7 protein-coding genes and 1 pseudogene are annotated in these 12,695 nt (G+C 62.3%); 1 reads left to right on the top strand and 7 read right to left on the bottom strand.

Annotation, left to right across the window (positions count from 1 at the left end):
- Positions 1–341: lysozyme (locus HZS63_RS13545; RefSeq protein ID WP_180684523.1), on the top strand; the 341-nt coding region annotated here is incomplete at its 5' end.
- A 233-nt stretch (positions 342–574) separates the two neighbouring features.
- On the opposite strand, the pseudogene HZS63_RS14050 reads toward HZS63_RS13545, so the two are convergent.
- The 7 genes and pseudogenes from HZS63_RS14050 to mads1 all read right to left on the bottom strand — a co-directional run.
- Positions 575–862 (bottom strand): annotated as a pseudogene (locus tag HZS63_RS14050) (IS481 family transposase); the annotation flags it as partial.
- 105 nt (positions 863–967) lie between these two features.
- Entirely contained in the window at positions 968–3,787 is a 2,820-nt protein-coding gene (locus HZS63_RS13535) for an ATP-binding protein (protein ID WP_180684522.1), read from the bottom strand.
- 9 nt (positions 3,788–3,796) lie between these two features.
- Positions 3,797–4,381: a hypothetical protein gene (locus HZS63_RS13530; protein WP_180684521.1), complete on the bottom strand. Its 585-nt coding sequence runs from the start codon at positions 4,379–4,381 to the stop codon at positions 3,797–3,799.
- A 1-nt stretch (position 4,382) separates the two neighbouring features.
- A complete protein-coding gene (locus HZS63_RS13525) occupies positions 4,383–7,358 on the bottom strand; it encodes a DUF1156 domain-containing protein (protein ID WP_180684520.1) in 2,976 nt (991 codons plus the stop codon).
- Positions 7,355–8,827 carry an AAA family ATPase gene (locus tag HZS63_RS13520; protein WP_180684519.1) on the bottom strand — a complete coding sequence of 491 codons (1,473 nt, stop codon included), beginning with the start codon at positions 8,825–8,827 and terminating at the stop codon, positions 7,355–7,357. The genes HZS63_RS13525 and HZS63_RS13520 overlap by 4 nt, the downstream gene beginning before the upstream one ends.
- 3 nt (positions 8,828–8,830) lie before the next feature.
- Complete coding sequence (locus HZS63_RS13515) at positions 8,831–12,319, bottom strand: protein NO VEIN domain-containing protein (protein WP_180684518.1); 3,489 nt, start codon at positions 12,317–12,319, stop codon at positions 8,831–8,833.
- On the bottom strand, positions 12,319–12,695 hold a 377-nt coding region (gene mads1, locus HZS63_RS14265), incomplete at its 5' end, for a methylation-associated defense system helix-turn-helix domain-containing protein MAD1 (RefSeq protein WP_425505966.1). The genes HZS63_RS13515 and mads1, both read right to left, overlap by 1 nt.

Genomic DNA, 12,695 nt, shown 5'->3' with positions numbered 1-12,695 from the left:
GGAATTCACTGGGTCAATACAACCCCAAGCACCCGCCGATCACGGAAGGCGAGGCCGAGGCCTACCTCGCCCAGGATCTGAAGACGGCACTGGCCGCCACGCTGCGCTTCTGCCCGGTGCTGGCCACCGAGCCCGAGGGGCGGCTGGCGGCCATCGTGGACTTCACCTTCAACCTGGGGGCAGGGCGGCTGCAGACATCGACGCTGCGGCGGCGGGTGAACCAGCGGGATTGGACGGCTGCCGCCGCTGAACTTCGCCGGTGGGTGTACGGCGGCGGGAAGCTGTTGCCGGGGTTGGTGGCGAGGCGCGAGGCTGAAGCAGCACTGCTGCAGATCGCCTGAATTGGTGCGGCGCTGCCCAACCCTCGGCATCAACTCGGCGGCATGGGCTGCATTGATATCTGTCGGGTCCCGGATGATTCCTAACCTGTCTTGAGAACAGATGAGGATGCGAACTGCGCCATCGTTTCACCGCCTGGATGGGCGTGAGGTGCTGCAGCGCCGTCACGCGCTGTACCTGGACGCCAAGTGTCGCCACCCACGGCGCTGGAGTCGCACACCCGAAATTGGACGCCGCTGGGCTCGATGAACTCGCGCACCACCGCCAGCAGATCGTCCAGCGACAGCTGCAGCTGCGTGCGAAGCATGACCACCAACTCCTCCTGCGCAGCGTTCAGCGCGGTCTGCAGCCGGTGCGGGGTGTGGCTGGCATCAAACACGCTGTCGCGCTTGCGCCAGCGCCGGATCGTCTCGCGCCTCACACCGTACTGCCGGGCCAACTCGTAGTCGCTGGCCGAGGACTGCTGGATGGCCGCACGCACGGCCGGCGTGGTGGTGGCGTTCTTGTGCAAGGCGATCAGCATGCTACCTCCCGGAGGGATGATCCTGCCATCACGGCCCGCAGCACCTCGCGGCCCATCAGCACGGCTCGTCGATTGTGCAGCAGCCAATCATCCGGGACCCGACAACTACTTCTCCGTCACCCGGTCATCCAGCCCCAGTTCCCGCAAAGCATTCTGCGTCTCCTCCAGGGACTGCGTCGAGAGTCCATCGGACGGGCTGACCTCGACCACGATGGTAAGCTTCAAGCCCGGCGTGGCTGCAAAGCGGGAAAGCACCTTGGTGTAGAAGTTCATCCATTTCTGTGGAGGCACTTCGCCAGACCATCGGATGCCGGCAATCTTCGCTGGCCCGGGAACAGGCGGGGTCGGTGCCGGTTGAGGTTCAATCGGTGTACCAGCTGGTTCCGCACCTCCACCTGTCCCTGTTCCAACTCCCGTGCCGCCTCCTTGCACGAGAACCCCCGCCGGCGGTGGTGTGGTTTGAGCATCCAGGTAGGCTCGTGCCACTTCAGCCGTGATGACGAACATGTCATCGGAGAATTCGATGTCTGCCGGGATGACGCTCTGATTGAATGCGAATGGCTGATACTTGCCGGAGGCGCCTTTCCCCACGTAGGCCAGTATTCCACTCTCGACACCGCGCGCGATGGTTTCCTTGACCGTCTCCGCGTTCAGCAAGCGCGGAAAGACCGGCGACGCGTAGAACGCATCGCGGACCGACTTGGTCGCCCATTCCTTGAAAGCGGGCGGCCAGTTCCGCACCAAGAAGTTCGGGCTCACACCCTTCTCCACGTCGCCATCGGCAGACAGCCGGTTGAGGATGTTGGAGATAGTGGTATCCGCCGCGCTGGAATGGACGAGCCCGAGATCGACCATTTTCACCGTGTTGTCCTTGGCCAGCAGGAATAGGTGCTTGTAGGCTCGCCAGATGGACTCCTTCAGGTCACGTTTGGCCTTGTGGATGTTCTCGGCAAGCTGCTTCTTCTGCGCCTCATCGAGCTTAAGATCATCCGCCTCGTCTTGAATTGCCTGCCAGGCCAAAATCTTCCGCGCCTCTTCCCGCATGGGCTGAGCGGAATCCGGCACCACCCAGATCAGCGCGCTCTTGAACGTCCGCGCCGTCGTGCCGCATTCCCTGATCATCTGCTCCGCGAACTGGCGGGTCGCCTTCTCGTCTTCCATTGTCCGGTCCAGATCGGCGATCGCAAAGGTGATCACAGGCCGGTCGGAGATCTGAATACTCTTCTCGGGGAAGAACACCCGCTCGACAAACTCCTTCGGCGCGAAGATCCTCTGAATCTCCCGTTTGACCTCTTCGTCCACCTGAGGCCCCTGCACGGTCGCCCGACGGTCGGCGAATCGCTTGTTGAGGTTCTCCTTCAGGCTGAACTTGTACCGGGTCTTCTCGACGTTCAGGTAGTAGCAGGCGTCGGTCAGCGCCTCCAGGACGGTCTCGATGTTCCCGATGTCGCTTCCGGGTTCCCCCACGGCAAGCCGGATCTCTGGGACACTGGCCTCTTGGGCCTCAGCGCCGACCTGCCCGCCGTTGGATTCAAAAAAGATCGTGGTGGCCACCTTGCGGTGGAGCCTGGCCTTCTTGATGGCATCGATGGCCTCGGAATCGAGTCGCACGGCATGCGCGTCCTTCTTGCCGGCGATATCCGTGGTGACTGCCGCCTCCAGTTTGGTTTCACCTAGTTGCTCGAACACGGCGGCACGGAACATGGGGTCGTCCAGCGGCGCCGTTCCCAGTGTGATCAAGGGATCGCGCTGCGCCCCCTTGTAGCCCTCCTGGTAGGCCCGGGACACCCATAGGGCCAGTAGTCGCAGGACGCCGCGCGTTTGTTGGAACCGGGGCAGGGTCTGCCACTTCCGCTCGAAGACGGAAATCACCATCGGATGGAACGGGTAGGTGGCGCGGAATTCGTCGCGGGCCAAGTCCGGATTGATCAGGTTCGGCAGCTGCAGTCGATTCTCCTGAATCCAGTTGGCATAAGCTCGGCAGGCGTCCTCAGCGTCCTTGTTGAGGATCACCCGGCCATCCGGGGTCACGGCCCGCTCGTCCCATTCGAACAGCCGGCGGCGGATGATCTCAGAGGTTTCCGATTCCACCGACACGATCACCGCCTTGCCCAGGCGATCCAGGAGATTCTTCAAGCGCTGCTGATCCGCTTCATCCTTGTCCGTGTAGGAGAGTTCCGAAGCCGGGATCGAGCCCACCAGCACCGCGTTGTGGCGCCCGCGAACCGTCTCAGACAGCGCCTGGATGAAGTTGTAGAGCTTGTTGTGCCAGCCCCGGTCGCGGTACGTGCTGATGTAGTTCAGCACCTCGTCCATCAGGATGAGGCAGGGGCGATCCGAAGGCAGGAACTTTTCGATCACATCGCCCTTGGGTTCGATGAAGTCCGCGTCGTGCTGGGCGACATGGGCAAAGGATTCCTCCCCTCCCAATTGCCAGGCGAGCTCGCCCCAGGGGGTTCTGCGCCGCGGCGTGCCGTCGTCACCGCCACGACCGGTCACGGAATCGAACTCCGTGCCGACGAAGACCGCCACCGCGCAATTGTCGGGGATGGTCTGAATGCCTGCCCGCTGCAGAATCTTGGTGACACCACGCCAGCCGTTGCCGGCCGATCCATGCCGCGCCAGGTGATAGAGCAGGGTCAGCGCGTGGGTCTTGCCGCCGCCGAACTGGGTGGTCATGTTGAACACCGCGCTCGTTTCGGTGGTAATGCCGGAGAGCCTTCGCATCACTTCCGCACCCAGGCCCGTGAGGTTCTCGGTCAGGAATGTCCGGTCAAAGAAGGTCGCGGCGTCACGATAATCCTTGGGCGCGGTGCCCAACCGCACCTTGTCCAGATGAACGGCGAATTCAGAGGCGTCGAGCGGCTTGCCCTCCCGCAAGTCTTCGCGCGGCTTCACTACGTCATACCAGGGTTTGAGTTTCATCGTTGTCCTCTATAGCCGTTCAAATCTTCCAGTATTCGTGTCCAGCAGCCACCAGCCGAAGTAGCCGAACGGAAACGTCCCCGATTCGCTACGGGAACCCACCACCAGCAGCGTGGCCCCTTCGAGTTTCACCCGGCCCGCAAGGCCCATCGCCTCGACCACCTCCTCCCGCAGGTGGCGCAGCAAGGCGGGTATCTCCTCTCCGTTCCTGCGGTAACAAAACACGATCCGCAGGTCCGCTCGCACCGACAGCACCTTCCAAAGCGAGTAGGCGATCTGGTCTTCCCGGGCGCTGTTCTCCAGCTCCATCACCGCCACCGGAAACCGCCAGCGCTTTTCGCCCTCAGCGAAAGCCATCACATCCAGCGCCAGGTACTCGCTGCGGTGGATAGGCAGCAGTTCCAGCTTGTGTCCCTTGGCGGACGCCATCAGCCCCAGCCCTGAACACGTTCTGATCGCTGCCTCGGTAAGCGCCCGCGTCCAGGCCCCGAGGTTCGCTGCGGAGGCCGCTTGCTTCAGCTCACCCGCCAGTTCGTCGGCCTGGACGACGGCGAAGAACGTCTCCCGGAAACGCGCGACGAGGCCATCCACCATCTCACAACCCCAGGCCCTTCTTCCGTGCCAGCACGCCGTCCACCCAACGACTTTCCTCGCTCGACTTCGGATAAAGCGCCAGCAGGGCATTCGCCAGCATCCAGAACCGTGCGTCGCGGCCGGCACCGTCATCTACCAAAAGCCGCTTCAATGCCTCGCCACGACCAGTAGCGAAAAGGATCATGGCCTGGTGCACGCGGTCGAGGGTGGTAGCCCCCGGCTTCAAGATCGCCTTGTCGCGCCAAGCCGTTTCCGCATCCGCTTCGTCCAGAAGTTCTGCGAACAAGTCCTGCTGCTCGGCCTTCTTGCGCCCTCGCTTGACCGGCTCTTCCGAGGTCTTCCCAAACAGGTATTGGGTACGCTCCGAAACCGCCAGAAGCCGCGCGTTGCCTTTGCTGATCTCGACCACCGAATCGAGGTCTTCCAGGTGGATGCCAAGGCCTTTCGCGATGTTGTTGACGGCATCGAACTCCAGGGCAAATCCCTTGGCTTTCCCGGCTTTGCCTTCGGTTTCATCCTCCTCACCATCGTCCGCCTCGGCCGTGACGTCGCCCGCTTCCGTGCGCAGTGTCCACAGCCACATGGCGGTCAGACGTGCATCCGGCTCGAAACCAGTGGCATCGGCGCCTTCGAAGATGGTGGCCAGGGCTTCACGGGAGATCGTGGCCCAAACGTGCTCAAGATATTCCCGAAGGAATACCTGATCGCCATTGGCTTTCTCGACACGGGAATAGCGGGAATAAATCTCCAGGGCAGGCCCGAGGCAGGCGAAGATCGCATCAGCCCCCACCACGCCCTCGTGAATCAAACGCTGCATCCAGCTCCGAATCCTGCGAGGGAGCTCGGCCAGCACATCGCGCCAGTCGCCGACCTCGTCGGCACGCAAGGAGCCATCGGGGTTTTCGCGGGGGCGCACCACGATGTGTACGCTGGAGCCCAGCGCCGCCGACTTGTTGGCGCGCATCCGTGCGGCGCGCTCGGTGTCGATGGGCCAGGATGCCGTGACAACAAAACCGGCATCGATGATGGAAGCGAGCAGCGTTTCCCAGGCCGCCGTCCCCTTGTGGGCGAAGACGATGCAGCCGATGCCCTCCGGTTTGAGCACCCGGCGCGCTTCCCGGAAGGCCTGGGTCATGCGCTCCTGATAGCGTTCCGGCGACTGCTCGCCGCGACCGTCCTCGACCGCATAGGGGTTGACCACGATCTGCTCGGCCTTGGGCGTAAGAGCTTCCGCAAGCAGATCGGGCTGCGCATGGCCCACGAAACGCTTGAGCCAAACGTAGCAAAGGTCGGAAAGGTCCGCATAGGGCACCACGTCGTAGTACGGCGGGTCGGAGAAAAACATCTCCGCCGCGTCGTCCGGCAACGGGCAATTGGCCGCGTCCGCGCGCATGACGGTGGTGGTCGTGTTGTTGAGGGCAATGGTGGATGCCAGCGCATCAGCTGACTGTTTGAATGAAAAGTCGAGGCCGCCAACGTAGTCAGATACCAGAGGGTTCGCTTCGGCCCAATCCCAACGCATGGCAATCGCATTGCCAGTAATGAAGCAGGAAATCATGTGCTCGGCCAACCAGGTACTCATGTTGGTCGAGTAATGAAGCGAGTTACTGACGGCCAATGCCAGGGCGGTCACGGTGTCGCGAACCAGCGCCCGGTCTTCTCCTGCTGCGGTCAGGCGCTGTTCGTAATCCCGCAGGATCTCACCGATGCTGTGCAGTGCCAGCTTCTGGCGCGGTGAGAACAAGTCGCCCCAGGTTCTGACGCCGTAATGCGGTGGAACATGGAGTCCATAAGTCAATACAAACGGCTCATCAATTTCAGCCTCTGGATGCTCGTTTGCTATTTGTTTCCACGCCGCCACAGCCTTATCAAACGCCGCCAAGTCTTCCGGCGTCGGCTCTGCATATTCCTTGCCCTGGCGTGTGCCGATGGCCATTGCCACGCCGTAAAGCCGATGGCCCATCCGGCCTTCCTTGCCTTGCGCCTTGACCCGTTCCTTGTTGGTGGTGAAGCCGCATACCGGACAGATGGCATGCCCGCCGCCGGCCGTCTTCTTGAGCCCGGCAGGAATCGACTTTCCGGAGCGCACCGCAGTCCGCACTTCCTTGGTTCTGGGGTCTCCTGTGACCTCGATCCACGCCTTGCGGCTGCCCTTGGCGATGGTGGTCTGGGAGATCAACGGAACGGTCGCGCCACAGCCCGGCCCTTCGCAGGTGACCGTGCGCGCCCATAACCAGGCGATGACATGCTTGCCGTTGCGTTTGGGGTAGTAGGGTGCGAGCCGCTTCTCCGCTTCCGCCCTGATGAACTCCGCGCCCTCGTTGAACTTCTCGATGAGCTTGTGGCTGTGGCGTGGGACGGCCTCCAGAAGGGTGCGCAGACACAGCAGCGCCACCGGGTTCAGATCCGAGGCCACACTCTCGCAGCCAAGCCTGGCCGCCTCCCCCGGAATGGCGCCGTAGCCGGAGAACGGGTCGAACACGTGGGGGACGTACGGATGCGCCGCCTTGATGAGCNCACTCTCGCAGCCAAGCCTGGCCGCCTCCCCCGGAATGGCGCCGTAGCCGGAGAACGGGTCGAACACGTGGGGGACGTACGGATGCGCCGCCTTGATGAGCTTGCGGGCAGCGGTGCGCCAGTAGGGGTCGCTGCCCGCCTCCCAACGGGCAAACTCGCCGGTGAAGCGCAGCAATGCCTCCTCAACCCTCTGCCGGGACCCGTCGGCCGGTTTGAAGCCGATTTCGGCCAAGGTCGAAGCGGCGGCTCTGACGAAATCCTCCGGACAATGCTCATCGGTCGGCGCCGGTATCAGCGAGGCCAACGCCACGGACCGGCAGGCGCCCCAAGGGCGGCGTGCCCACCAGATGTGAAGCTGCCACGGATGGCCGGAACGCATGTTCTTCTCGGCACGGGCATGATCAGAGATGCGTCGGATGGGGAGGTCGACTTCAATCAACCGCTTGTAATCGTTTTTCATGGTACTGCCGCCTTAATCTGTTCGACCAATGCCTGCCGGTCGGTTTCTGTTATTCCTTCGAGATACGCGCAGGCCGCCAGCGGCAGGATTTCCGCGCGCTTTCGCACGAGCTGCTGTTCCAGCACATCAAACCAGCGGTGATGATCCTTTCCCTGGTTCGCGATATCCACGGCGTCCCAATCCACCCCATGCTGAGCAGCAAAGGTCTCCTTGAACTTCGTTGACTTGAAGATTTCCTTCTCCGGTGGCTCGGTACCGAACAGCTTGTACATCTTGAGTTTCTTGGCGTCGCCGAAGTCGCCGTCCCGCACCGCGCAGACCGGGAGTTTCTGGTCCTGGAAAACCTCCATCATCTGGCGAATGCGATCCTTGTCGCCAGCAACGATCACCCGTGCCGTTTTGAGAAAGTCCGGATCGTGCTTGCGCAGGAGTTCGATGACGATCGCCTCGGCCACGTCGTCCTCCACCAGGACGTAAATCGCCGGGATCGCGAAGTTGTCCATCAGGCTCACGGCCTGGCGCACGCCAACGCTCGGAATCGGCACAACCGTGGCGCCTTCCCGCTTGAGGTAGATGCGGGATTTCTGCGGTAACGCCAGAAGGAGGTATTCGCTGTGGGTCGTCAGGAATATCTGCAGGCCACGCCGCTTGGCGACTTCCACCAGATAGCGCCCAAGCTCATATTGGGCGCTGGGGTGCAGCGCCGTCTCCGGTTCCTCGATGAGGAGCAGGCTCTTTTCCGGCGCCGCTTCAATGCGCATGACGAGGGCGTAGAGACGCGCCTCTCCAGAGCCCATGTTGGCCTCGGAATACTCGGCGCCGGTTCCGCGCTTTGCTGTAAGGAGATGGGTATTCGTGCGCCCATATCGTTTCCTCAGCGTGTTCTGATGCGCAGCGTCGTACTTGCACAGGAGGATGGTCGAAACCCGCTCGACAACCTTGTCTTCGAGCGCTTGCTTTTCCCTGAGGCGGAATTGTGCGTCGCCGAATAGCTTCTTGAAGCTCTCGTCGCGTTCGGCATGGGGCAGATGAAAGCCAAGTCCCAGATACAGGACTGCGCGCTCAGGCTGGCGGTCATAACCGGACCACGAAGAGCCTGACCGGGAAACGGTCAGCGTCCGAGGTTGGATTGAACCGCTGCTTGTGGGCGGCTGTTCGTAGGTAATCTCGACTGATGCATCATCGGCGAAAGGTTTGCTGTCCAGGGTCCCCGCCAGGATGAAGGAAGAGATGTAATGCCGCTTTTTCCCGTTTGGCGCCTGGTATGCGGCGGCGGCGAGCTGTAACAGCGTCGACTTGCCCGTCCCATTGACCCCGCAAAAGGCCGTGACCGGGCTTTCGATCTCGATCTTGGTATCGACGTGATTGCGAAAGCCCTTGGCGTGCAGACCGAGAATGAGTTCGCCGTAGGTCTGGTGGCGTTTCGCCGGCTGAAAGCTTGCCTGTAATTCGTTCTTGGGATCGGCCACGCTTTACTCCTGACCCGGCTCATAGTTGGCACGATCCTCTCGTAGCTCGACAGGACGCCTGATGGAATCGGCCTTCAACCGGTAATGCTCCACCTTGACGATCGGCTGCCAATCGAGCGTGGCGGGGTTACGCAGGATGTTGACCAACGGGTTCTGCGTAGCACAGTGGAAGACGACATACAGCCAGTAGTCGTTGCCCAGGCGCTGGGCAGTCTTGTATTCGTTGGCAGTCAGGGCGATCTCACCCGTGTGGGCCCGCCCCTTGACCTCGATGAAGCGCACGTCGATCGCCGTTTTCGGGTCCTCCGGGTGCGGCCGACGCGAAATGAGGTCGAAGCCGCGGTTGTCGGCTTCCACGCTCTCCACCACGCGGCCTTCCGCTTCCTCGTGGGCGATGACAGCCTGGACGGCGATGCGCTCGATCTCGGGGTCGGAGACCATCGGGGCGATGCCCGGTGCGGCGCGCTCCGGATGGGGCAGCACCCAGGCGCGGCCGATGTGCTGGATGTCGCCGATCGAGCATTGCCGTTCCTGCTCCAGTTCGCGGCGGCGGCTTTGCAGGCGATGGTCGAGCTCCAGGAGTTTGTCTTCCGAGATCTTGATGCGGCCTTCCAACCCCGGTTCGGTGGAGCCGCTTTCCTTTTGGGAGATGAGATCCGCCAGCAGCAGGTTCTCCCGGTTGATGATGGTGTTGAGCGAGAGCTCTATATGGCGGGAGATGGTAGCCACCTCGCGTTCACGCTCGCGACGCGCTTCCTCCAGCAGCGGGTTCAGCGCCTGTTCCAGCAGGACGACCTCGACCTGGTTTCGATCCGGCAGCTGGGCATCGTCCGGAACTTCGGATGGGGTTTCCGCAGCAGTGAGGTCAAGGAAGATCGTGGGCTGTTTGATGGCCGTCTTCCCGTCCATGCCGGTTTGCACGACGAACAGCCGACGGCTTAAGACATTGCCCCGGCCGTCGCGAATGGAGGCGCTGAACACGTCCAGGCGGTAGGGCGCCTGACTGTGCAGGTCGAAGAACACGGCGCCGCGCTTGAGGTGCTCCTGCACCTGCCTCAGGACGTCCTCGCGCACCACCTCGAAGAGCGGATGGCCCGGCGTCACCCATTCCAAGGTGGCATCCTGCTTGAGCAGTTCCTTGTCGAAGACGATGTTGCCGTACTCGTGCCCGAGCTTGCCAAAGCGGGGCTCCAGGCGTTCGCCGGTGGGCCACAGGTTTCGTGGAACCCGGCCCAGCCGGTAGGCATGGGTTCCCGCCTTAACAGGCTTGGGTGACACCCCGGTAAGCGGGCCGGCGCTGAGGAAGAAATCCTCGATGACCTCGGGCACCAGCCGTCGCTCCTTGGCCTCGGCGGACTTGCCCACGATGGCGGACAGGTTCAGCTCCTTCTTGGCGAGCCCCTCCAGCGTGGACTGGGTGATGTTCTCGAACCGCTTCCGATCGACCTGCTCGACGATGCGCTGCTTGATCAGCTCTTCGGTCATCTGATTGTGCGCGTACATGTCGCGCAACATCTTTTCGAGCTGGTTCGCGGGGAACACGTCGCCTAGGACGTTGAAGATCTTGCCGGTGCGCTTTGGGTCCAGATCGTCCTGGATCGCCTCGATGCGCTCGAAGAGCTTATGCAGCACGCGCCCCTCGCGGGTGTTGGTCGAGACGAAGTTAAAAATCAGGCAGTCCTTCTCCTGGCCGTAGCGGTGGATACGGCCCATACGCTGCTCTAGGCGCACCGGGTTCCAGGGGATGTCGTAGTTGATCATCAACCAGCAGAACTGCAGGTTGATGCCTTCGCCGGCGGCCTCAGTGGCAACCAGCACCTGGGCCGATTCCCGGAATTCGCGCTCGGCGAAGATGCGCGTGCCGGGGGTGTCGCGGTCGCCGATTTTCATGCCGCCGTGAATCTGCGTGAGGCTTAGGCCCCATTCGCGCAGCTTGCCGAGCGGCCGCCCTTCGCGGCCGTCGCCGGCGAGGAAGTCCAGGGTGTCCTTGTGTTCGGTGAACACCAGGAGCTTCATCTTGGGGTCGGCGAACACCCCCTGCTTGGTCAGCAGATCTTTCAGGGCGGTGAGCTTGGTCTCGACCTCCCGCGCCTCCAGCTCCCGAGCGTGGTTGATCAGTTTGGTCAGCTCGGCGATCTCTTCGCGCAGCGCTGCCGGATCGACGCTGGCGACGACGTCCTCGAGCTGGGAGATGATTTCCTGCTGTTCTTCGTCGGTCAGGTCCTCGAAGTCTTCCGGCAGCCGCTTGTTCATCTGCTCCCGGCGGTAGCCCTCGGGGTCCTTGAGGATGCGTTCGCGCTTGTCGCGCATCCGTTCCAGGCTGCGCCGCACGGCGTAAAGGCTGGAGGCGAAGCGGCGCTGGAGCATGGCCATGGTGAAGGCGAGCGCCCGGCCACGGGCCGAGTCGTCCGCTGCGGCCTTGATGGACTGGTCTTCGACGTAGCGTGTCAGGCGGTCGTAAAAGTCCAGTTCCTCATCCGAGATCTGGAATTCCGAGGTCGTAACGTTACGCCGGGTGAACAGCGCCTTGACGTGGCCGGTTTCCGGCTCGGGGAACGTGACCAGGGCCTCTTTGACGCGGCGCAGATAAAACGGTGCCTCGTGCCGCGCCATCGCTTCCTCCAAGCTCCTGATGTCGCCATAGACGTCGCGGTCGAGCAGTTCGAGAAACAGGCAGAAGTTCTCCGGGTCGCCCTTGTGTGGCGTTGCCGTCATCAGCAGATAGTGGTCGGTCATGTTCGACAGCGCCTCGCCGAGCTGGTAGGCAAGGGTCTTCTTCTCGCTGCTGTAGGCGCTCATCTTGTGCGCCTCGTCGACAATGACCAGGTCCCAGCGGCTGCGCAGCAAAGAATCCTTGGCGTCTTCGATGCGGGAGACCCACGACACCGAAGTCACTACCTGGTTCTTCTCCTGCCAGGGGTTCATTCCATAGTTGGCGCGGAGGACATCGCTACGGATGACCTCGAAGTTCTCGCGGAACTTGTCCTTCAGCTCGCGCTGCCACTGGAACGTGAGGTTGGCGGGCGTGATGATCAGCACGCGCTTGACCAGGCCGCGAATCTTGAGCTCCTTGATGAGGAGGCCGGCCATGATCGTCTTGCCAGCGCCCGGGTCGTCGGCCAGGAGGAACCGGATACGTGGCAACCTCATGAAGTAGTCGTAGACTGCTTCCAATTGGTGGGGCAGCGGGTCGACGCGGGCGATGGACAGGGAGAAGTACGGGTCGTACTCGTAGGCAAGGCCGAGGCGCATTGCCTCGATGCCGAGGCGGAATTTGCGGGCATCGCCGTCGAAGGGCTCGTGGGCTGGGGAGGCCGTGAGGAGAGAGAGCTGCTCCGCGGTCAGAATCGGCTCATAAACCGAGTTGGATTGGGTTCCCTTCCCGACCAGTTTGACCGAGGCGCCCATCGGAATCGCGACGATGACCTGGACGGGCTCTGGAAACAGAGGCCCGCGCACGGTGATGTTCGGTTTGAGCTCTGCGGCGTGCATTATTCGTTGCCCTTGCTTCCGTCCCCGGGTGTGCCGGCGTTCGTCTGTCGCCTGATCCACAGATCGATTTCCTGGCGCCGGAATCGCCACGTGCCACCGACTTTGAATGCGGGGATCTTCTTGCCCGCCGCCAAGCGATAGACCGTGCGTTTGCCTACCTTGAGGTAGGCAGCCACCTCGTCGAGCGTGAATATCTCTCCAGTGTCGTCTTTCATCGCTTCCCCGCCCGGCAACAGGACTGCGACCGGTGATGATGGTAATCTTGACAAGGATACGGCAAACTTGTGCATCTTTGAACAGCCAAGCGGCGGGAGGGGGGATGACAGATAGCCAAGGCGGTCGGCAGGTGAGCCAGTGTATTGACCCAGTGAATTCC

Origin of the sequence: Tepidicella baoligensis (assembly GCF_013432195.1) — a bacterium.
Taxonomy (GTDB): domain Bacteria; phylum Pseudomonadota; class Gammaproteobacteria; order Burkholderiales; family Burkholderiaceae_C; genus Tepidicella; species Tepidicella baoligensis.
The sequence above is the reverse complement of the archived record's forward strand: the minus strand, read 5'-3'. Positions and strand labels throughout refer to the sequence as shown.